Below are 21,833 nucleotides of genomic sequence, written 5' to 3' on the forward strand. Positions count from 1 at the left end.
TCTTAAAGAGACAGAAGTCTTCTCAAATTGAAATTGTGTTATATGAAAATGGCAATTTTAAGTTTTCTATTGGTAAAAATAACAATATTAAAATAAAGAATATTATTCTTTACAAAATGTAGTTAATCTGCAACACTTATATTTGGATTTTTTTATTTAAAAACAAGGGGATTGCTGATAAATAATCTGAAAGGATAGAAAAAAACGAATTTTTTGAGTGAGCGTGTTGAGAGATGCTATTTAAATTAATTGTTATTATTTACATTATGGGGTCTATAGTGTGGGGACTAAGCCAATATAAAGATAAAATAGATTTCAGCATTCTTAAAACATTTGAGACGCAAGATATCCAAGATATTGTCGATCTCTATCGAGAAGAAAAAAAGTTGGGTAGACCTATCGCTAAACAGCAATTAGAAAAAAATGAACCAGCTCTCGATTTGCAGAAGAGTGTTTCATTAAATGATGTTGCAAATAATGCTGTTGTTTTTCATGGTAAGGCTTCTGTTACAAGTGGGGTTACATTTAAATTACTGACGCCTGCTGCACAATCTTGGCGCTCACATATCTCCCGTGATATTCATCTTTATGGTGTGGACACATGTGCACCCCGTCAAAAAGCAAGATTAAATGATCAAGAATGGCCCTGTGGTGTGGTTACAATGGCTTGGCTTGTCACCAAAACACTTGGGCAGGATTTATCCTGTAAACAGGCTTTGATGCACAATGGTGTTTATTATGCGCAATGTTTTGTTCAAGGGGTTGATTTAGCTGAGGCAGGTCTTACAGAAGGTATGTTGGTACTCTCAAAAGAGGGGAAAAATCCTATTCCAGTCCAGTATCATCATGCGGAAGAAAAAGCACGTGGCAACAAGATTGGTCTTTGGTCGAGTGATTTCACTGAACCTTTAAAATGGCGGCGAGATAATGGATCCTATAATCCCTTTGCTAGTCCATGATTGGTTTTAACGAACATATTTACTTAAATTTTTATAGAGAAAACTTTATCAATAAAATTGTACCAAATCGTAGAGCAAGTTTGAATAAACGGTGAGATTATTTTCGTTTTTGAAGTAAATGGATGATACATTCATGTTGAAGAGAGATTTGCTCTTAAAATAGCTTCTCTTATTGATGCGTTTTATAAAAGCAGGAAAATGTCATTGTTGGTGGCAAAGGGTTTTTGAGGGTTTGTGCTTGAAGGAGAATGTGAAAAGACAAAAAACACTCAAGAAATAGATTTCTAGAGCGAAATTGATAAAAATAAAAAATGAACAAATTTAAAAGTGGTGTAAGGTTTGATAGAAGGGATAGAGTATTTTACAATTGCTTAAAAGAATTCATAGCAAAAGTTTTTTTAATCAGAATTTTGTCTGTAGTATTAGATCAAGTCTGTTTATTTCTTACAAAAGTAATCAGTGTGGCATTTGTTGCAAAGCTTTCATATAAAATTATCTTCTTCTCAATACAGCCTTTCAAATGATGAATTAATTTCAAATATATTCTTACGAAGAAATCTTCGTAAAAATGATTTGCATCGTTGATATATTATGGGATGATTGTATTGAAGCATTAAATAAGGGGGGAACAATGACCAAAATATAAATAGGTAAAAGAAGGGGCTCGTACTTTTTTATTATGGCCTCATAGTTCATTGATCGCAATACTAACCATTATAATGTTCATAGATTATCCTACTGGATAGGGATAATTTTTATCACAGTCTCTATATTTGAAATTAGTTGGACAAAAGCTTTAGTCCGCTTTCTGATTTTATCATTTGTGGTCAGTTTTGGCTTTTTCCTTCTCATAGTATTTATGAAAAATTCATACAATGGTTGTCGTGAGCTCTTCTTGCGTTATTTTACTCAGAGTATTTGCTGTGAAAGCAAGCAAGTAATAGTAAGGCTGTATTCTCATATAGTGTGAAAATTAAAAATCCATTTAGGGGATGATGTTAACAAATAAGCTCTTTAAAGAGGGGTAAAATGAAAAAAATTATTTTATTATGCATGGCTCTATTATTCGTTGTGGGATGTGAAAAAACTTATAGTGTGGAAGATTTTAAGAAAGATGCAAAATTAAGAGAAGAATGGGGAAAGAAATGTTTTCTTTCAGGACTAGCTGTTCAGGAATCTAAAAATTGTCAAAATGTTCTCCAAGCAGATAATGAACTATTTTTCTCGCCAAAGCTTGATTCTACAGGTCGTGAACACGGCTTTTAATAGAAATATACACTCTACAATAAATTTTGATATATTAATGTCTCAATAAAGAAGTTACTATTCAAAGAATAATTGCTTCTTTAATTTTTATAGGTAGTAATCGTTATCATTTTTTAGATAATTGCCTCAAATTGTATTGGTCATTATGTTGTTTGTTTCAACTTTGTAAAATTGAGGATTATTCTCACGAGAGTATAGGATCGCGTTGTCTTATGATGGCATTGGTATCGCATTGAGACTTTAGAGGAAAGAACATGCTTTTAGGAATGTATAATGATACCAAGTCTTTATACAATAAATTCATTTATAATGATAATTTACTGTTTGTATGTTGAGTGAGAGTCCCGAATATCGTAAGATTCTCTCATTTCAAACCTGTTTATGTTGAAGCAATCAAAATCACTTTCTTGCATATCACAAGCGGGGTGAGTATGTGGATAGAATTTGTATAAGAAAGGACTAAAAATAGTTCTTATGAATCGTCTTAAGTGCCAAGAGCTGTTGCAACATTGGGAGCTGGCAAAGTTTGTGATGGTGCCGGGTTGCTTCCCCACAAGCGTAAAGATGGGGCTGCTCAATGAATTTACCGTTATACCATTCATGGGCATTGTCGCGAAGTGGGCTTGGGTACTTTAAGAGATGTTTTTTTAAACAAGTCTATGAATTGGAAATTGGGTGGTGTTCTATTTTACGTGAGGGTTGTTACCCCATTAAAGAACGCGATAAACAAAAGCGTGAGGCAATAAGCAATCTGCATTATTTAAAAGATATTGCTTTGGGTATTTTTGAAAGCCGTAAAGCTGAATTAAAAGGAGATGGGAAAGATGGTAAATGGTTTTCACCTTTATGCCTTTATAAGCAGGCATCTTACGAAAGTATATTAAATGCACATCGTTTAAAATTAATGGAGTGTCCACAGCGAAGAGGGGGCTACCCTTTATACGTATGAATGCTTGTCCTATTGTGCTGTAAAACACTATTGTTTGCGGTATGGTGATGTAAGACACAAAAATTTATGCATAGGCTGTTTTGATAAGAGAGTGTGATGAATATTCAAGGGAGGGCTTGTTTATATAATTTTGTGAAAGGAATCCTATGAAATTGAAAGCTGAGAAGGAGCTATTTTTGAGAAGGCGGATTGTTTATCAACCGGTTTGAGGAGGGAGCGTCCCTTGAGGTGTGGGGAGAAAGCCAAGAATAGGGCGTGTAGTACCCTATAGCTATGCTTTTAAAGCGTTTTAATTTTGATCACAAATTAAGTTTAAAATCGCTTTCTGCTTGACAGATGTGAGGACTCTAAAACTTTTTAAAAGCAAATATTCTTCTTTGTTCGAGGCGATTTCATCATAATGGTATGGGGTATTGTCTTTTTTGATGATATCAGTGTAAAAAAAGGCAAGTGGAACATTAAAAATATCGGAAATTTCCTTTAAACGTCCTGCGTTCACGCGATTTAAGCTTTTTTCATATTTCTGGATTTGTTGGAAAGTGATACCTAAATGATGCCCTAATGTTTTTTGATACATTTTTAGCATTTTTCGCCTAAAGCGAATCTTTTTGCCCACAAAAAGATCAATATTAAGATTTGGAGCTTGCATTTTTCCCCCACCGATTGCGAGCGCCCTCGCATGAGTATTCCGGGAGTTAAAAGTACTGAACTTAAATCAGCATTTTGCTTTTAGTGCGTCGACACACTTGGACATAGCAAAATCTCCCAGAATTCCGGGATACCCGAAAAGCGGGGTCAATTCATGTTTGAGTTTTCAGGCTTTTAATCCCTATTAGTCGTTGCGTATGCGACCAAGACACTTTCTGACTCATAAAGTAATTTTAGGAGATTGGCAATAAAAATAGTTTTTCTTGAGACGGATAAATTTTTTTAAATAGGAGGTTTTTTGCCTTTCAAACTTTTAAAGTTTTCTTACTAAACGCATGACATCAGATATGCATTTTACGAAGGTAAACCTTGGTTTTTAAGCTCAAGGCACCGCTTACGGTGTTGCTCTTAACCAATAACCAAAATGGCTTGTTTTGATACGTCTGAGATATCATGATGATAGGGGAAAGCTTTTATGAGTAAAGAGCCCTCATGCAAAATAAACTCAAAACATTATAGATCTGATTGTTGTATATTCACATGTTTGTTTTAGAAGATATTTCTCAATGTTAGCGCCTATTTTACAATGGTGCTTCGTAAAATATATAGTGTAAAAGCTTCTATGAATGGGATAAAAGCTATATTCCTATCTTTACTGAAAAAAAGATGCTCGGACGGCACATACTCTCCGCCAGTTCAAAATATTACGACAGTTTTTGCCTTTGAAAGGGAGCATAAGAGTTTTTCTCTCTTCACATGTTTTTATCTGTACGCTCTCTGCTTATAATGTGTAAGCGAATAGGTTTTGATTGATTCAATATAAACAAATTTGAAATGAGAAAATATATTGGGCTTTCTCATGATGCATGTTTTTAAGAGGGGGATACGTTTATTTTCTCAGTGAAGAATTTGAGTATTTTAGATAAAAAACTCTATCAACGTCGTTGTTGTTAGAATTAAAATTTTTATGAGAAAAATGAGCATTGGGGAATGATAAGCTTTTGCTATCAAGCATTTTAGAATTTTGCACAACTTAATGATAACTTAGTTATTTTATCATTTCTTATGATCTCTATAGACGATAAAAAGTTGGGATATGGTTTGAGAAAGCAGATGACACAAGTATTATCTTTCGGTAAGTAGTTTTGAAGTAAAAGACAGCTTTAAATGACAAATAGAGATAGGTGCACCATGAATGAACTTACCCATATTGAGACTATTATAGCGCATTATGATGCTGTTTTTTGTGATGTGTGGGGTGTTGTGCATAATGGTGTACATGCATTTGAACCAGCGTTGAAGGCGTTGTATAAAATCCGACAAATGGGAAAAACTGTCATTTTATTAACCAACTCCCCTCGGCTACGGGAAGATGTTGCTGCTCAATTACAAAGTATGAATGTTCATAGCGACTATTATGATGCCATTATCACCTCAGGGGATGTAACGCGCGATCTCATTCAGAATGCTCCACGTAAAGTTTTTTTCATTGGTTCACAACGTGATTTGGTGCTGTTTGAAGGGTTAGAGTGTGAATTTGTTGAAGAATGGGAGGCTTCTGTTGTCGTCTGTAGCGGTTTTCTTGAAGATTTTGACGAAGAACCCTCTGCTTATGAGGAGATGTTTCTTCGTATGCGGGCGCGGAATTTACCTTTTATTTGTGCGAACCCAGATGTGATTGTCCATTATGGAAATAAAGAATTTTGGTGCGCTGGTGCATTGGCTCGTCTTTACCAACAATTAGGAGGGGAAGTGCGCATTGCTGGAAAACCTCACGAGCCTATTTATGAATGTGCCTTTGAAAAACTTCAAAAAATACGGGGAACAGTAGAAAAAAGTCAAGTTTTAGCTATTGGTGATGGTCTTTTAACGGATATTAAGGGAGCGGCTCACTTTGGTCTTGATGCCCTTTATATTATGGGGGGGATTCATCATTATGATTATACGCAAAATGGTGTGGTTGATAAGCAAGCTTTGCATTCTTTTCTTGAACATCATGGTTATAAACCACAAGCAATCATGTGGGCACTTCAGTAATGACTAATTTTTTGCGTCTTCAGGGAATTCATATGTTTCCCTCGGCTTGGCGGGGAGCAGTGTTGGCACTTGGAAATTTTGATGGTGTTCATTGTGGGCATCAGGTGGTGTTGCAAAAAGCACTTGACTTTGCGCGGATAAAAAAGAAACCAGCCGTTGTTTTAACCTTTGAACCACATCCAAGAAGTTTTTTTCAACATTCAACTCCTGTCTATCGTTTGACAGAGGCAGCTGAAAAAGCTGAAATTTTTAAAACCCTTGGCTTTAATGGTGTGATTGAACAGCCCTTTGATGCACAGTTTGCCGCTCTTTCAGCGGACGAATTTATTAAGTCTTTTTTAAAGGAAGTTTTTGATGTTTCAGTTGTGGTGACAGGCGAAAATTTTCAATTTGGTCATCAGAAAAGTGGAAATGTACATCTTCTTTGCAAAAGGGGAGAGAAATATGGATTTGAGGTTGTGCAAGTTCCTTGCGTTGCTCGTCCTCAAGAATCACAATCTTTGATTATTTCCTCGAGTTTTATTCGGCAACTTCTCTCACAAGGGGAAGTGGACAAAGCAGCCCATTTGTTAGGGTATCACTATCGGATATGCTCCAATATTATTCAAGGTGAAAAACTTGGACGTCTTTTGGGATTTCCTACCGCTAATCAAATGTTGCCTCCCCAAGTTCGTTTGGCTCATGGTGTTTATGCGGTACGTTTGCGTCGTGCGAACGGTGTTTTGTATGATGGTGTTGCAAGCTTTGGTTGTCGTCCAACGGTTGTTAAGGATGGGGCGCCCCTTTTGGAAACCTATTTGTTTGACTTTAACGACGACCTTTATGGGGAAAACTGTACCGTTTCTTTTTTCCAGTTTTTGCGAGGACAAGAAAAGTTTGATGGACTTGAACCTTTGATTGCCCAAATGCATCGTGATGAAAAGAAAGCAAAAGAAATTTTAAAAACAGTACAACCATTATCAAAGTTGGACAGACTGCTTACTTTTAAAAATATGTTCTAAATTTATCTGAAAAAGAGAGAAAAGCTGTAAAAATAGCACTTAAAGTGATTATAATTACAAAGATATATTCCAAAACATCATGAAATATATGTTTTTTCCGTTGTTGAGAGGGAGAATCGAATATCTGAAGATCTGATTTTGGCATCATTTTTTTCAAAGTTCATTTGAGGGCTTTTATTATCATCCAAAAGTTTACGGCATGTTTCTTTCTGATCCGTTAAAATCCATGATGTAAGATGTAGTAAATGAATAAGTACCAAGAGTATTGGGCAATGATAATAAATTGTGAAAAGAGAGAAATGCTGTTTTTAAAATTGATGTTTTTTTATTTTAAAGTTTATTGCTTCTTTTTTCTGATTTGTCTTATTATGCCGTTTATACTATATCACCTTTTATAATGATATTTGGCTCAAGTAAAACTTTACGCATGTAGTATTTTTTATTCGTCGTATGATGAAAATTTTTAAGCAGGTTTTAGTTTGTCGAGTCTCGTAAAGTAGATCAATGGTCAGCAGCGGCTTTCGTGTTAACCAATCGCGTAAACGAGAATGAAGCCGATGAGAAAGGCTTTAAGTCTCGTTTCTCTCATATGTTGTGATAGGGAATTAACATTAAGGAGGCCGCGATTGATTACAGACAAAAGAAATCATTATGAGAAAGCAGGCGACCTTGTTTCATAATTTCTAATGCTTTTGATGATAAAGGCACAACTTTGTTGTCGTATCACGGTAGCTCTTGCATATTCTCAAGCTAAGAACTGTCTATATATCTTCATTTATCTTTCACAAATAAACGCATATATATAAAGCAAAGGGAAGCCAGTCCTGTAAGGATAAGCAAACGCAAAGACAATGGTATCATTGTTTTTTTTGATAGAAGGATTGGATAAAAGTTGAGGCATTTCTCCATTCCATTTTCGGTCTATTCGTGACTTTATGGCGTTATTCTTCTCATGTGTTGTTATTTGTAAATCAACATCCAATTCTAACGCAGGAGCATGTTTGAGACTAAGATTGAGACGGATAAGAGCTCTATTAGCTGTTTCTACCTTTGTTATCAAATGAGAGCGAGTGTATTGCGTATCTCTTGTTTGGGTAATTTCTAAAACCGATCTACATACTCATTATGGGAAAATATGAGGTTATAAAGGAGGAAATCCGTCTAGCGTACTCATATCTTTTAAATTCGACTTTGCTACTTTCAAAAGTGTCCAAAGTAATATCTCTTAAATAATGAAAATGAAGATGATGCACTGCCTCGGGTTTTTGTTTTTCTTGTTTTTTGAATAGGATAACATCCTTTATGTAAAAAATAGAAGCTCCAAACGGAATATACTTGTTTTGCTAATTTATGTGCTTGTTAAAAAAACATTTATGAATTCTCCCCATATCTATTTCACGATGGTATTCGTGAATGGTATAACGTAAAGTCCATGAAATATAATTACCTTTATATTTAATAAACTTCATTCACTTGAGTTGATTCAAAATGTTATTATGACCTTTGTATTTAAAGGGTTCATAAGAAGCATTTTTATTCCTTTTTTCCATTTCTTTTATTCAGATGCTTGTGTTGGGCAAGCAAATGGTTTTGATTGCTCCACAGTATGAACAAGCTGGAATGTGAGAGAATCTGATGATATTTTGGGCTTTTATTACAAGGTGTAAAGCGATATAAATATCTTTTAAATCGGTGTATTACTATATTGTAAAACGCTTTTTTTCAGAATTCGTCAATACTTGAGATATCATAGGGATAGAGGCTTGATAACAGTGGGCTTGTAGAGGGAAATTGCTTGGAAATTTTTTATTTTTTACGCGTTATTTCTTCATTATTTTGCAAAGGGCGTGCTTCTGAAGCAAGCATAATGGGAACGCCATCACGAATAGGATAGGCAAGTTTGGCTTTGTAAGAAACGAGCTCTTGTGTTTTTGGGTTGAAAGAGAGCGTGCCTTTTGTCATTGGGCAGACGAGCAATTCAAGCATTTTGGAATCTGTGGTCATTTTTTTCATGTTTGGACGTCCATTAGTTTAAACGGTAATCTGTTCCTGTTTGCTTCATGAGTGAGCGTTCTGTTAATGCAAGAAGAGTTTGGGCGCGACTTCTGATATCTGGAGCTTCAAGGAGAGCTTGTTTTTCTGCGGGTGTAAAGGGAATAAGAGCTGAAAAAGCATTAACCAATATAGGTGTAGGGGCTTCTATGATACTGCTCCAATTATATTCCATTTCATGGATGGTTAGATATTTTTCAACAACATCGAGTAAGCTTTCTCGATTGATGCTTTCTTCAATATCAAATTCTTGCAAGTCTTTTATGTTTGATTGGATGAGAGCTGTTCGATAGGATTTTGTGTTTTTCAATTCTTGTTCTAAAGTGAAGCGGCAAACACCTTGTAAGATAATGAACAGTTGTCCATTTCCTGTTTCACTGTAGTTTGTAATGCGCCCTATACAGCCTGTTTTATAAAGTTGTGTAGAGAAGCGATCTGTATCCGATGAAAGTGGTTGAATAATGCCCAATAGACGATCAGTTACCATAACATTTTCAATCATTTCAAGTGATTCTGGTTCAAAAATGTTAAGTGATAAAAAACCACCGGGTAGTAAGAGTGCACCTTCTAAAGGAAAAAGAGCAATTTGCTTTGGAAGATCATTTTCGCAATTGTAAGAGATATTACCAGCTTTCATGAGTATTTTGTCACCTTTGTTCGGTAGTTTTAGTCTGTAAATAGTCGCTATTTATGACACTATTGAGAAAGCAGAAAACCTACTTCTTGTGCATTAAAATCATACTTATAAAATATTTGAAGTCCTTATTCTCAAAAAGAATATGAAACCCTATCTTTAAGGTTGAACTGTGCGCGAAAGAATATTGCTTGCGATCTTTTTAGTGTGTGACGTTTTGCATGATTTTCAAGAGGTATTTTTGTTTATAGCTTTTGATTTTTGTCTTAAATTTCCTAAAATGTGTTCCTTGCAATTTTTGTAAGGTTCAAAAGGATAATATTATAAATCTTTTGAAGCAGCTTATGCAAGTTTTAAAATGAGAGTATTTTCATCACTTTACTAATGACAGTGTGATAAAGATAGGCTATAGGTTTAAATATGCTGGAAAGAGCGTTATCGTTTCTTTCATTCTTTTGCGGGAGAGTGCAGATTGCAAATTTTCGCATTGCCGCCGAAGGGGAAATAGCCCATAATCTCTCAGGCTTTAAGGACCGTAAAAGGAAGAAGGCAGATCTGGAAAGTCGGGAGAACCCGCGCCGAAGGTGTAAGCGGAAAATTTTTTCGCGAGTCTCTCAGGTTGATGACAGAGGGGGCAGAGACGACCATATTCTGTGGGCGTTAGCGCAGCTTTGGAGTTATTATGGGCACAGCACAAGAAACATCTTTTTTAAAAACACTTCCTTTATATGATTTGCATGAAAAAGCAGGAGCAAAATTTGGTGCTTTTGCGGGCTGGAACATGCCTTTAACTTATCCTCTTGGCGTTTTAAAAGAGCATCTTCATACGCGTGCACATGCAGGACTTTTTGATATTTCTCATATGAAATTGATTGCGGTTGAAGGGGCACAAGCCGTGGAATTTTTGTCCTATGCTTTTCCCATTGATGCAGCAGCTTTAAAGATTGGACACTCACGGTATAATTATTTGCTTAATGAGCAGGCTGGTATTCTTGATGATCTTATCATTACCCGTTTGGAAGAGGGCCGTTTTATGTTGGTCGCCAATGCTGGGAATGCACAGGCTGATTTTGTAGAATTGGAAAAGCGTGCGGTTGATTTTGAATGTCAAGTGATTGCCCTTGAAAGGGTATTGCTTGCGCTTCAAGGTCCTGAAGCGGCAGCTGTTCTTGCTGATGCGGATTTGCCAGGGAATGAATTGTTCTTTATGCAAGGATTCGAACCACAACAGGATTGGTTTATAACGCGTTCTGGTTATACGGGAGAGGATGGTTTTGAAATTGCTTTGCCTATAGGGCATGCGCATATGTTGGCTGAAAAATTGCTGAGTGATTCTCGTGTTGAGTGGATTGGACTTGCAGCACGCGATAGCTTGCGGTTGGAAGCAGGGCTGTGTTTGCATGGAAATGATATTACCCCTGATACGACACCTATTGATGCGGCTCTAACATGGGCTGTTCCTAAAAGTGTTCGAGAAAAAGCACAATTTTATGGTGCAAAGGCTTTTCTTGAAGCACTGCAAAAAGGACCTGCTCGTTGTCGTGTTGGATTAAAACCGCAAACGCGCCAACCTATTCGTGCCGGTGCGCTGCTTCTTGATGATCAAGGTAATGAGATTGGCGTTGTAACATCAGGTGGTTTTGGTCCTTCTTTTGAGGGGCCTGTCGCGATGGGTTACGTTCCTGTTGATTTTAAAGTTGAAGGAACACAAGTCTTTACAGAACTGCGAGGCAAAAAGATTGCACTATCAGTTCATTCTCTTCCCTTTGTTGAACAACGTTATTTTAAAGGATGATTTTTTATGTCTAAAACTTATTTTACACAAGACCATGAATGGCTTAGAGTTGAAGGACAAGTAGTGACTGTTGGGGTTACGCATTATGCGCAAGAGCAATTAGGGGATTTGGTTTTTGTTGATTTACCACAAAGTGGAACAAAACTTTCCAAAGGAGAGGCGGCGGCTGTTGTGGAATCAGTGAAGGCGGCTTCAGATGTTTATGCTCCTCTTGATGGTGAAGTGGTCGAAAGAAATGAAACATTGGCGGATAATCCTGAATTGGTAAATCAGAAAGCCGAAACAGAAGGCTGGTTATGGAAGATGACATTGCAAGATGAAACTCAACTGGACGAGTTGTTAGATGAAGATGCTTATAAGGCTTTGATTGGATGAGTACCATGATCGAGCGTTCTTTTTCTTCTCGACATATTGGGCTTCGTCCTGATGAAACACAAAAAATGCTTGATGTTTTAGAGCTTGATAGTGTTGAGACACTCATTTCTCAAGCTGTTCCACACTCTATCCATTTGGGACGTTTATTGAATCTTCCAGAGGCCGCTAGTGAAGGACAAGCCTTGGAAGAACTCTCCAAGATGATGGAGCGTAACCATGTGCATAAAAGTTTTATTGGGCAAGGATATCATGGAACTTATGTGCCTCCGGTTATTTTACGAAATCTGTTTGAAAATCCTGCTTGGTATACTGCTTATACGCCTTATCAAGCAGAAATTAGCCAGGGTCGTTTAGAGCTTTTGTTTTATTTTCAGACATTGGTTAGTGAACTAACAGGTTTGCCTGTTTCTGCTGCTTCCCTTCTTGATGAAGCAACTGCTTTAGCTGAAGCCAATGCCCTTGCTTTTCGCTCTTTCCGTGAGAAAAAAACAAAAATTTCTCTTCAGAGTCTTTTACATCCTCAAACTTTGAGTGTTGCGCAAACGCGTGCTGAAACACAAGGGATTCAGATTAGCCAAAATGGCGAAATTGATTCCGATACAGCGGCAATTGTTTTATCTTGGCCAGATACAAAAGGTTCTTTTCATGATTACAGTGAGATCATAAAAGAGGCAAAGGAAAAGGGAGCTTTAGTTATCGTTGTAGCTGATCCTTTAGCGCTTACCCTTCAGGAGCCACCTGCTCAATGGGGGGCAGATATCGTTGTTGGCTCTATGCAGCGTTATGGCGTTCCGATGGGATTTGGTGGTCCACATGCTGGTTACCTTGCTGTGAGTGATGCGTTAACGCGTCTTATTCCAGGGCGTATTGTTGGTCAATCCGTGGATACCAAAGGACGCGTTGGTTTTCGTTTGGCTTTGCAAACACGTGAACAACATATTCGGCGTGATAAAGCGACGTCAAATATTTGTACAGCGCAGGCTTTGTTGGCTAATATGGCAACCGCTTATGCTGTTTGGCATGGGCCAAAAGGCTTACAAGAAATTGCACAGCGAATTCATCATTTAACATGTCGTTTTGTTGCTGGTTTAGAAGCAGCAGGGGTTCATGTTGAAGGGAAAAGCTTTTTTGATTGTGTGAGTATTTCTGTTAAGGGAAAAGCGCGAGAGATTGCGCATCAAGCCAAAATAGGTGGGCGCCTTATTCGTGTTCTTGATGATGACACTATTGCAATCAATTTTGATGAATTATCAACAGAAGGAGATGCTGGTGCTTTAGCGCAGCTTTTTGGGGCACAATTAGGCGATAAGGCTTCTCCTCGACTCTTTGGAAAAAAACGGGAGGCTGCTTTTCTTTCTCAGCCTTTTTTTCATGCGGTTCATTCAGAGACAGATATGATGCGCTTTTTGCGTCGTTTAGCGGATAAGGATTTGGCGCTGGATCGCGCTATGATCCCTCTTGGTTCTTGTACAATGAAGCTTAATGCTGCGGCTGAATTAATGCCTGTAAGTTGGGCTAGTATGGCCAATATACACCCCTTTGTTTCACAAGAGGATGCAGCGGGATATTTGGAGATGATCAACCAGTTAAATGCGTGGTTGTGCGAAATTACAGGATTTGCGCAAGTTTCTTTTCAGCCAAATTCTGGTGCTCAAGGTGAATATGCTGGGCTTTTGGCTATCCGACGATATTACCAATCACGGGGAGAGCATCAACGTACAGTTTGTCTTATTCCTGCATCTGCGCATGGTACCAATCCAGCCTCGGCCCATATGGCAGGGATGGAAGTCGTTGTGGTAAAATGTTTAAGCGATGGTGATGTTGATGTAGACGATCTCAAGATGAAAGCGCAATTGCATAAAGATAAATTGGCTGCTCTTATGATTACTTATCCTTCAACCCATGGTGTTTACGAGGAAAGCATTAAGGAAATTTGTTCTATTATTCATGAAAATGGCGGACAAGTTTATTTTGATGGTGCTAATCTCAATGCCCTTGTGGGTCTTGCTCGTCCTGCGGATATTGGCGCTGATGTTTGTCATATGAATCTTCATAAAACATTTGCCATTCCCCACGGGGGGGGTGGTCCTGGTATGGGACCAATTGGTGTTGCAAAGCATCTCAAACCATTTTTACCAGGTCATGAACAGGATGGGACAACACATGCGGTTTCGGCTGCTCCTTATGGAAGTGCGTCTATCCTTGCGATTACATGGATGTATATTCGAATGATGGGGGCTGATGGCTTAAAATATGCAACACAAATAGCCATTTTAAATGCCAATTATATTGCTGCACGTCTTTCACCAGTTTATTCCATTCTTTATCGGGGCAAGCATGGGCGTGTTGCGCATGAATGTATTGTGGATACACGCGTGTTGAAAGAGCAGTATGGGGTGAGTGTTGATGATATTGCAAAACGTCTCATTGATTATGGATTCCATGCGCCCACGATGTCGTTTCCTGTTCCGGGAACTTTGATGATTGAGCCAACGGAATCAGAACCAAAAGCAGAGATTGATCGTTTTTGTGATGCTTTACTCTCTATTGCTGAAGAGGCTAAGAAAGTTGGTAGCGGGGTTTGGCCAAAAGACAATAATCCATTGGTGAATGCCCCCCATACAGTGGTAGATACTTTAGATGATGCTTGGGCACGACCCTATTCGCGACAAGAAGCTGCTTTTCCCAACAGTTTTCTTGATCCAGCCAATAAATATTGGCCTCCTGTATCGCGTATTGATAATGTTGCGGGAGACAGAATGCTTATTTGCTCGTGTCCGCCATTGGGAAATACCTATTAAACGAAAAATATATATTTAATTGGTTTATTTGCATGAACAAAAAAAGCCCACACATTTTGTGTGGGTTTTATGCTTATTGGTTCTGTTGCTATGGCGTTATTTGTCTGTTTTCTAGAATTTTGCATTGTTTTTTATAACATGAGCAAAATCGAAAAAGTTGACAAAAAAGCTGTGTTTTGTCGGCAATAGGTATGCTCTCCTTTGCCTTCTACCGTATGACATGGTTTTAGTGACTAGGCCATCGGTCTAGCCAGCTAATCATGTAAACGAGAGCGGAACCTATGAGGATAGGTCACGTCTGTTGCATGTGTTGTGATATACTACTCGTCACTAGGGTGACGACGACCGGTTGTAGAAAGAATAAAATCAATTTTAGTGTTTTTGATGATAAAGACACGCGAAACTCTGTTGTTGCATCTTTTCGAGTCAAAAATTGTCTAAATATTTCTCTTTAATCTGCTTTTTATAAATATGACGCAAAAATATATAAGAACATCTGTTAGAATGAGCAAACGCAAAGCCAAATGTATTATGGGTATTTTTTACAAGGTGTCTTATAAAAAGCCGGCACATCTTTCCACTTCATTGCAAGTCAGTTTGTGACTTTACGGCGCTGTTTTCCTAAGAGCTCGTGTGCTTTAGCTGTTTCCTGTAAATCAACATCCAAACTTAACGCAGCGAAATTTTTTGAGCCAGAGATTGAGAAAAAAGAGCTTTATGAGTAGTTCCTGCTTTTGTTTGTCAGATGAGGGCGAGGGAATTGCGTATTTTTGTTGACGTAACCTTTTAAACTGGAAGACAATCTAATTTTGGAAAAATGTAAAGCCGTAAAGATAAAAATCAATCCTCAGTTTATCATCTCCTTTTAATTCAGCTTTGCGGCTTTCAAAAGCATTTAAAGCAATGTTTTTTAATAATAGGGATTGCACATTGCTCCATGCTTTTATTTATTGTGTTCTTTAGTGGGGGCACGATCCTCATGTGAAACAGAACGCTCCAAAAAGAATATACTTGGGTTGTTAATTCAGATGTTTGTTTTAAAGACACATTTCGCTTCCAATCCCATTTCGCGACGGCGCTTGTGAGTGGAACGATAAATCTATTAAGAGCCCCCCAATCTTTACACTTCATAACGGAATAAGCCGGCACTATCATACATTTTGCCAGCGCTTAATGTTATAGCTCTTGGCACTATGGTTCATAAGAGGCATTAATCTTTTCTTAAATCATTTTTATCTACACATAATCCAGTTTGTGGTATGCAAGCGAATGATTTTAATTGGGAAATTAATTTTAAAAAATTTGTAGTAGATTCTTTTTTGTCAATTTATGGGGAAAGGTTAAGTTTTTGTATTTTAGATGAAAGCTACTTCCATAAAATAGTCCATCAACTTGTCTGTTTTGAGATTTCTGTGAATGTACGGTGTCTGTGACCATTCTGTGTGGTTGATTGTTGTAAAATCTTTTGTAAAAGCCCCTCAATTTTCTAAAATGATGATTTTTATCAATTTATTTCTTTATGGCTAAAGAGTCTTTATGTGTAAATGTATTTATAGCGTGGTCCAAGAGATGTTAGAATTTCATTGGGAAGGGTGTTGGCATCTACAGATACTTTTTCAAGTGTTTGATGGGGACCAATGAGTTCGATCCAGTCACCTGTTTGAGGTTTTTGTTCAAGATCGGTCGTATCTACAATAATGGAATCCATAGAAACCCGCCCAACCATGGGAAGTTTGTGCCCGTTGAAATAAACAGTTCCTTTATTCGAAAGAGCACGGAGCCAGCCGTCTGCGTAGCCTATAGAAATGGTTGCAAGAGTGCTTGGTCTGTTGGTTATAAAGCTTTCTGCATAACCAACAGGTGTATCTACATCAACAACACGGTTTTGAAGAACTTGAGCTTCAAGTTTTAAAACAGGTTTTAGAAGGGATGCGTGTTTTCCTGAGGGGGCGCTTCCGTAAAGTGCAATACCGGGGCGAACAAGATCAAAATAAAAATCTGATCCTAAAAAAATACCTCCAGAATTGGCAAAGGAAGCTCTACAGGTTGGTAGTTGCGCAAGGGCAGTTTTGAAAGAAGTTAATTGGGCATAATTTGATGGGTGGGTATCATCTTCTCCGTTAGCAAGATGACTGAGAATATATTTTATGTCTGCTTTTTCGAAAATTGTAGGGTGTTTGATGAGCTTTTGTAATTCTTTTTGATCAAGTCCTAATCGGTTCATATGGGTATCGATTTGAACAATTGCTGGAAATTTTTTATCTTTTTTTTGACAAATTTTTTGCCAATTTTCAATGGCATTCCAAGAGTTCAAAACCGGAACAATACCAGACTGTGCGACAAATTCTTCTGCTAAGTGTGGAAGTCCATTCAGAATGGCAATCATGACATTTGATGGTAAAATGCTTTTTAATTGGAGTGCTTCTCTGATTTGTGCGACAAAAAAAGTGCGACAACCAGCTTGATAAAGGGCAGGAGCAATTTTGTGAACGCCTAATCCATAAGCATTTGCTTTTACAACTGCTGAACATTCTGTTGGGGCTACACGTTTGGCTAAAGTGATATAATTGGCAACAATGGCACTGACATCAATGGTTGCGACAGCTGCATAGAGTGATGTATTTATTTCGTCATTAACGGAATTTTTCATTTTAGAATCTTATCTGTATTCGTGAAATACGCAGTTTTCTTTGGTTATTTTATAGAGGTTACTTATGAGAGATGAAAGATACGGTTTGCTATGGTCAAAATCATAAGAAGCCTATACTGCCATTAAAGTCGTTTTTTATGTAAAATGCTACTCTGGATATAAGAGATACTTTAGTTTTATTTGTGTTGTTATCAACATGGTGTTTTCTGATAATTTGTGAAGCATAGATTTTTATTTTTTTTATTTATTTTTAATTGAGGCTTCTTAAAAAAGAAAGCATAGTTTATTGTATTGTATCATTTTGAAGAGTGCAATGTTAGACTATTGTTGCTGGTATGATTGTTTTGATTAAATATTGCATTGGCTGCTTATTTAGAGAAGGTAAAATGATTAAATTAACCACGTTAAATCAATGCATTACAAGTTTTTACCATAAAGGGGAAGATCACTCATCTGTGTAATTTTGGATGTCATCTTATGCATTTAAAGTTACTTTTGTTAAATGGGAAAGAGTGTATAAACACTTTCTGATACATCAATAGCTGTTGATTTGGACATTATTTCTTTTCAAGATGAAGTGGGAATACGATATTTGCTTTTTATCGTTTGATTGGTTTTTAGTGAAATCAATTTGTCGATCATAGAAGGTGTTCGACTCATTTATTTATGGAAAGGGCAGTGTAAAAAGGTCAGTAAAGAAAACAATGGATGTAATGCCGAAAACTTTGTTGTGGAGTCGTGCGTTTATTGTTCAATCCACAGATGTTTTTTCTCTCTTAATTTTAAGGTTTTCGGTTATAAATTTTGCAAAGAGAATAAAGTGTTGTAGCGGTACACTGTATACTATGCATTATGTGTTAAAGTGGAAAAGAGTACCGTGATTGCTTAACACTCGATGTTTTTGTTTCTCTTTGAATATGATTTGTATTCACATTTTTTTCATTCGATTAATTTTGACATAAAAGTGTTAATCTTAAGGCTTTTGGTTTAAGAAAATTGTTGGCAGATGATTATACAAGGATTATATCACGTCAGGGATTCGAAATTTAATAGTCAATAAAGATATGGGGAAGAGTATGAATACGTCTGCTACCAATGTTCCGTCAAACATCAGCAGCGTTGCAAATTTTCCGATTCCTGCGAATGTATTCGCTCTTACTGTCCAAGAGGTTTTTCACTATACAGATCGATTATTTAAATTTCGCCTGAATCGTCCGGAAAGTTTTCGTTTTCGTTCAGGTGAATTTGTTATGATCGGTTTGCCAAATGCAGAAAAGCCAATTTATCGTGCTTATTCGATTGCAAGTCCTTTTTGGGATGAACAGCTTGAGTTTTTTTCGATAAAAGTTCCAGGAGGGCCATTAACCGAGCATCTCCAAAAAATTAAAATTGGTGATACAGTTCTCATGCGTAAAAAATCTACAGGAACGTTGGTTCTTGATGCTCTTATTCCTGGAAAACGTCTTTATCTTCTTTCAACTGGGACGGGGATTGCTCCTTTTGCAAGCCTTATTCGTGATCCTGACACTTATGAAAAATTTTCAGAAGTTGTCCTTATTCAAACAACGCGTGAAAAGAATGAGTTAATTTATGCAAAAGATCTTGTTTCTTCTTTGCAACAAGATCCACTCATTGGAGAGTATGCACAACAGTTGAGATTTTATCCTATGACGACTCGTGAACCTTCTGAGCATATGGGCCGTATTACGACTGTTATGGAAAGTGGAGATTTTTTTGAAACAACAGGCCTTCCTAAAATTCATCCTGATGAAGATCGGGTGATGATTTGTGGTTCCATGGCAATGTTAAAAGATTGCGCAAGGATGTGTGAAGGTTTTGGTCTTGTTGAAGGGGCTAACAATGCTCCTGCTACTTATGTTGTAGAGCGCGCTTTTGTGGAGTAATGAGTGGGAAAATTGGTGCTTTATCTTCTTTCAAACCGGTACGGGGTTTTTCCTTTTGCAAGCTTTATTCGTGATCCTGACATTTATGAAAAATTTGCAGAAGTTGTTCTTATTTAAATAACGCGAGAAAAGAATGGATTAATTTGTGCAAAAGATCTTGTTTCCTCTTTGCAACAAGATCCATTCATTGGAGAGTATGCACAACAGTTGAGATTTTATCCTATGACGACTCGTGAACCTTCTGAGCATATGGGCCGTATTACGACTGTTATGGAAAGTGGAGATTTTTTTGAAATAAGTGGCTTTGAAACAACAGGCCTTCCTAAAATTCACCCTGATGAAGATCGGGTGATGATTTGTGGTTCGATGGCAATGTTAAAAGATTGCGCAAGGATGTGTGAAGGTTTTAGTCTTGTTGAAGGGGCTAACAATGCTCCCGCTACTTATGTTGTAGAGCGCGCTTTTTTCGATAGAGAGGAGAGTTGTGTTGCAGTATGCGCTAATGCAGTAATCGAATCCCAATCACTTATTGCGATGAGCGGTTGGGGTGCTATCCAAGAACCACCAACGCAGAAGACATTGGGCAGTTGGAGCCATTGTATTGCACTTTTTTGTGTAATACCGCCTGTTGGGCAAAACCGGATATCAGAGAAGGGAGATGCTAAAGCTTCGATGAATGAAATACCTCCAGCAGCTTCAGCTGGGAAAAATTTAAGATATGAATAGCCTTTGTTTAATGCTTGCATGAGTTCACTTGGGGTCATTGCAGCGGGAAGAAGGGGAATTTCGCTATTTTTTGCACAATTGATTAATTCATTGGATAATCCGGGGCTTACAATAAACTTTGCGCCTGCTTGTTCGGCTTGCTCGTAGTGTATCGTGTTGAGAACTGTTCCAGCGCCAACGATTGCTTCAGGGACTTCTTGGGTAATTTTCTGAATTGCTTTGAGGGCATTTGGTGTTCGCAAGGTGATCTCAATTGTTTTTAATCCGCCTTTGACAAGAGCGCGTGCTAAGGGTACAGCACTTTGTAGATTATCAATGAGCAAAACAGGTATAACAGTTTGTCCTTGGAGATATGATAAAAGCTTTTCTCTTTTTTGGCACATGATATTTTTTCTTCTTGGAGATGATATTATTTGTATCGTTTGATTAAGCACAATATGTTAAAGAGTACATGAATAAATCTTGAAATTGAATGAAACGCGCGTTATGGCAAAACACATGGAAAAGAATTTTAAAGTTGCTGCACTTTATTGCTTTGCAGATTTGAAGCATTATCGTCAATTACAAAAACCTTTGCAGGATTTATGTCAAGCAAAGGATATCAAAGGAACCCTCCTTTTAGCACAAGAGGGAATTAATGGAACTGTTGCTGGTTCTTGTGCTGCGATTGAGGCATTGGTGGATTTTATTGTGGCGGAGCCAGCGTTTCAAACGCCGGAGATTAAATATTCATGGGCATCAAAGATGCCTTTTCATCGTATGAAAGTGCGGTTGAAAAAAGAGATTGTGACAATGGGGGTTGAAGGTGTTGATCCGCTAAAAGTTGTTGGTACTTACGTCGATCCTGAAGATTGGAATGCTCTTATTCAAGATGAAGAGACAATTTTGATTGATACACGGAATGACTATGAATATGCGATTGGGAGTTTTCAAGGAGCGATTGATCCGCAGATTAAAACATTTCGCGAATTTCCTGAATGGGTGCGTAAACATGAGGCTGATTTAAAAAAGAAAAAGAAAATTGCCATGTTTTGTACAGGTGGTATTCGGTGTGAAAAATCAACAGCTTATGTTCGTGATCTTGGTTATGAGCAAGTCTACCATTTAAAAGGTGGCATTTTAAAATATTTAGAAAAAATTCCAAAAGAAAAAAGTTTATGGTGGGGTGAGTGCTTTGTTTTTGATGAGCGTGTTTCTGTTCAACATGGTCTTGAAGAATGTGGACGCGAATTATGTCGCGCATGTCGTTCTCCTCTCAATACTGAAAGCAAGTTATCGCCTCATTATGAAGAAGGTGTTTCCTGTGACGCTTGTTATAACACACGCAGTGAAGCTGATAGAGAACGCTTTCGTGAGCGCCATAGGCAATTCCAATTGTTGAAGTTGCGGGCAATTGATTCTCATCAAGGGACATAACGATATCGTCGTGTAGGGATTTAAATTCTAGCTTTTTTCTCTTAAATTTAAGAGAGAAGCGTTTTTAATATTGGTAGAAAAGTTTTATAAGACCGGATGTTGTTCGGTCTTTTTTTTTACGTTAATTTGTTGATTTACAAATAATGATTATAGATCGTTTGCTCTTCTTGATTTTATAGGAGTGAGTTCTCCAATATTGTTCATTTTAAAATAAAAAAGCTGTTTCCCAACAACGCAGAGGAGCGGGATCTATAGTTTTAAGAGAAGAGTGTGTGAATGAATAAGATATGATTCACGAGAGAAGATAAAAGAGCAGCAGCAAAGTTAAGAGAAATAGAATGATAATAGGAGCTTATGATTTTAGAATTTCATATAGTACATTGATTTATAAATGATAATTTATTTAAATTTGAATAATAAGGGTTGAATATCGTGAAATTTACTTCTTTCGGATTTGATGATGACGAATTACACAATCTCATTCATTTGTATATTACAAATGGGAGCAATGTATGAGCAAAACTATTTAAGATAATATGACACATCTCAATGGAGGAGTTTCTGCAATATTGGAAGTTGGCAGATAAAGCGGAGACGTTAGTTATGTCACTTCATAAACA

Annotated in this window: 14 protein-coding genes, 2 pseudogenes and 1 riboswitch; of the genes and pseudogenes, 11 read left to right on the forward strand and 5 right to left on the reverse strand. The window is 37.3% G+C overall.

Annotation, left to right across the window (positions count from 1 at the left end; translation table 11 throughout):
* Positions 1-233: 233 nt before the first annotated feature.
* From ACFIMW_RS03155 to ACFIMW_RS03165, 3 genes and pseudogenes are all read left to right on the forward strand, one after another.
* Positions 234-959, forward strand: a complete 726-nt coding sequence (locus tag ACFIMW_RS03155; RefSeq protein ID WP_375608096.1) for a hypothetical protein — start codon at positions 234-236, stop codon at positions 957-959.
* Positions 960-1,988: 1,029 nt separating this feature from the next.
* A complete protein-coding gene (locus ACFIMW_RS03160; RefSeq protein ID WP_375607261.1) occupies positions 1,989-2,225 on the forward strand; it encodes an EexN family lipoprotein in 237 nt (78 codons plus the stop codon).
* 465 nt (positions 2,226-2,690) lie between these two features.
* Positions 2,691-3,081, forward strand: a pseudogene (locus tag ACFIMW_RS03165) (integrase); the annotation flags it as partial.
* A gap of 382 nt (positions 3,082-3,463) precedes the next feature.
* On the opposite strand, the gene ACFIMW_RS03170 reads toward ACFIMW_RS03165, so the two are convergent.
* Entirely contained in the window at positions 3,464-3,823 is a 360-nt protein-coding gene (locus ACFIMW_RS03170) for a helix-turn-helix domain-containing protein (RefSeq protein ID WP_375608097.1), read from the reverse strand.
* Positions 3,824-5,013: 1,190 nt separating this feature from the next.
* On the opposite strand from ACFIMW_RS03170, the gene ACFIMW_RS03175 reads away from it, so the two are divergent.
* Positions 5,014-5,859 (forward strand): TIGR01459 family HAD-type hydrolase, encoded by an 846-nt coding sequence (locus ACFIMW_RS03175; RefSeq protein WP_375607263.1) that lies wholly within the window; start codon positions 5,014-5,016, stop codon positions 5,857-5,859.
* Entirely contained in the window at positions 5,859-6,860 is a 1,002-nt protein-coding gene (locus tag ACFIMW_RS03180; protein WP_375608098.1) for a bifunctional riboflavin kinase/FAD synthetase, read from the forward strand. Before ACFIMW_RS03175 ends, ACFIMW_RS03180 begins: the two co-directional genes overlap by 1 nt.
* Positions 6,861-8,666: 1,806 nt before the next feature.
* Here ACFIMW_RS03180 and ACFIMW_RS03185 read toward each other — a convergent pair.
* Positions 8,667-8,873 carry a Trm112 family protein gene (locus ACFIMW_RS03185; RefSeq protein ID WP_375608099.1) on the reverse strand — a complete coding sequence of 69 codons (207 nt, stop codon included), beginning with the start codon at positions 8,871-8,873 and terminating at the stop codon, positions 8,667-8,669.
* A 13-nt stretch (positions 8,874-8,886) separates the two neighbouring features.
* Positions 8,887-9,549 carry an LON peptidase substrate-binding domain-containing protein gene (locus tag ACFIMW_RS03190; protein WP_375608100.1) on the reverse strand — a complete coding sequence of 221 codons (663 nt, stop codon included), beginning with the start codon at positions 9,547-9,549 and terminating at the stop codon, positions 8,887-8,889.
* 445 nt (positions 9,550-9,994) lie between these two features.
* Positions 9,995-10,092, forward strand: a riboswitch (glycine riboswitch).
* 136 nt (positions 10,093-10,228) lie between these two features.
* On the opposite strand from ACFIMW_RS03190, the gene gcvT reads away from it, so the two are divergent.
* The 3 genes from gcvT to gcvP are packed head-to-tail and all read left to right on the forward strand — an operon-like array spanning position 10,229 to position 14,517.
* Positions 10,229-11,341, forward strand: a complete 1,113-nt coding sequence (gcvT, locus tag ACFIMW_RS03195) for a glycine cleavage system aminomethyltransferase GcvT (RefSeq protein ID WP_375607354.1) — start codon at positions 10,229-10,231, stop codon at positions 11,339-11,341.
* A gap of 6 nt (positions 11,342-11,347) precedes the next feature.
* Positions 11,348-11,716 carry a glycine cleavage system protein GcvH gene (gene gcvH / locus ACFIMW_RS03200; RefSeq protein WP_375607353.1) on the forward strand — a complete coding sequence of 123 codons (369 nt, stop codon included), beginning with the start codon at positions 11,348-11,350 and terminating at the stop codon, positions 11,714-11,716.
* A gap of 5 nt (positions 11,717-11,721) precedes the next feature.
* Positions 11,722-14,517 carry an aminomethyl-transferring glycine dehydrogenase gene (gene gcvP / locus ACFIMW_RS03205; RefSeq protein WP_375607369.1) on the forward strand — a complete coding sequence of 932 codons (2,796 nt, stop codon included), beginning with the start codon at positions 11,722-11,724 and terminating at the stop codon, positions 14,515-14,517.
* Between the two features lie 1,534 nt (positions 14,518-16,051).
* Here the strand turns inward: gcvP and alr are convergent.
* Positions 16,052-17,167 carry an alanine racemase gene (gene alr, locus ACFIMW_RS03210; RefSeq protein ID WP_375607352.1) on the reverse strand — a complete coding sequence of 372 codons (1,116 nt, stop codon included), beginning with the start codon at positions 17,165-17,167 and terminating at the stop codon, positions 16,052-16,054.
* A 1,076-nt stretch (positions 17,168-18,243) separates the two neighbouring features.
* Here alr and ACFIMW_RS03215 point away from each other — a divergent pair.
* Both ACFIMW_RS03215 and ACFIMW_RS03220 read left to right on the forward strand, forming a co-directional pair.
* Positions 18,244-19,071, forward strand: coding sequence for a ferredoxin--NADP reductase (locus ACFIMW_RS03215; RefSeq protein WP_375607351.1), 828 nt, complete (start codon positions 18,244-18,246; stop codon positions 19,069-19,071).
* Positions 19,072-19,089: 18 nt separating this feature from the next.
* Positions 19,090-19,536 (forward strand): annotated as a pseudogene (locus ACFIMW_RS03220) (ferredoxin--NADP reductase); the annotation flags it as partial.
* Here ACFIMW_RS03220 and eda read toward each other — a convergent pair.
* A complete protein-coding gene (gene eda / locus ACFIMW_RS03225) occupies positions 19,515-20,180 on the reverse strand; it encodes a bifunctional 4-hydroxy-2-oxoglutarate aldolase/2-dehydro-3-deoxy-phosphogluconate aldolase (RefSeq protein ID WP_375607350.1) in 666 nt (221 codons plus the stop codon). The pseudogene ACFIMW_RS03220 and the gene eda overlap by 22 nt on opposite strands.
* Positions 20,181-20,295: 115 nt before the next feature.
* Between eda and ACFIMW_RS03230 the strand changes: the two genes are divergently transcribed.
* Complete coding sequence (locus ACFIMW_RS03230; protein ID WP_375607349.1) at positions 20,296-21,213, forward strand: rhodanese-related sulfurtransferase; 918 nt, start codon at positions 20,296-20,298, stop codon at positions 21,211-21,213.
* The last annotated feature ends 620 nt before the right edge of the window (positions 21,214-21,833 follow it).

The sequence above is a fragment of the Bartonella sp. AC329YNZD genome, assembly GCF_042196685.1.
GTDB lineage: Bacteria > Pseudomonadota > Alphaproteobacteria > Rhizobiales > Rhizobiaceae > Bartonella.

What these genes read in the sequence shown, in the direction of transcription:
- ACFIMW_RS03155 (WP_375608096.1), top strand. Translation starts at nt 234, where the DNA reads ATGCTATTTAAATTAATTGTTATTATTTACATTATGGGGTCTATAGTG.
- ACFIMW_RS03160 (WP_375607261.1), top strand. Translation starts at nt 1,989, where the DNA reads ATGAAAAAAATTATTTTATTATGCATGGCTCTATTATTCGTTGTGGGA.
- ACFIMW_RS03170 (WP_375608097.1), bottom strand. Translation starts at nt 3,823, where the DNA reads ATGCAAGCTCCAAATCTTAATATTGATCTTTTTGTGGGCAAAAAGATT.
- ACFIMW_RS03175 (WP_375607263.1), top strand. Translation starts at nt 5,014, where the DNA reads ATGAATGAACTTACCCATATTGAGACTATTATAGCGCATTATGATGCT.
- ACFIMW_RS03180 (WP_375608098.1), top strand. Translation starts at nt 5,859, where the DNA reads ATGACTAATTTTTTGCGTCTTCAGGGAATTCATATGTTTCCCTCGGCT.
- ACFIMW_RS03185 (WP_375608099.1), bottom strand. Translation starts at nt 8,873, where the DNA reads ATGAAAAAAATGACCACAGATTCCAAAATGCTTGAATTGCTCGTCTGC.
- ACFIMW_RS03190 (WP_375608100.1), bottom strand. Translation starts at nt 9,549, where the DNA reads ATGAAAGCTGGTAATATCTCTTACAATTGCGAAAATGATCTTCCAAAG.
- gcvT (WP_375607354.1), top strand. Translation starts at nt 10,229, where the DNA reads ATGGGCACAGCACAAGAAACATCTTTTTTAAAAACACTTCCTTTATAT.
- gcvH (WP_375607353.1), top strand. Translation starts at nt 11,348, where the DNA reads ATGTCTAAAACTTATTTTACACAAGACCATGAATGGCTTAGAGTTGAA.
- gcvP (WP_375607369.1), top strand. Translation starts at nt 11,722, where the DNA reads ATGATCGAGCGTTCTTTTTCTTCTCGACATATTGGGCTTCGTCCTGAT.
- alr (WP_375607352.1), bottom strand. Translation starts at nt 17,167, where the DNA reads ATGAAAAATTCCGTTAATGACGAAATAAATACATCACTCTATGCAGCT.
- ACFIMW_RS03215 (WP_375607351.1), top strand. Translation starts at nt 18,244, where the DNA reads ATGAATACGTCTGCTACCAATGTTCCGTCAAACATCAGCAGCGTTGCA.
- eda (WP_375607350.1), bottom strand. Translation starts at nt 20,180, where the DNA reads ATGTGCCAAAAAAGAGAAAAGCTTTTATCATATCTCCAAGGACAAACT.
- ACFIMW_RS03230 (WP_375607349.1), top strand. Translation starts at nt 20,296, where the DNA reads ATGGAAAAGAATTTTAAAGTTGCTGCACTTTATTGCTTTGCAGATTTG.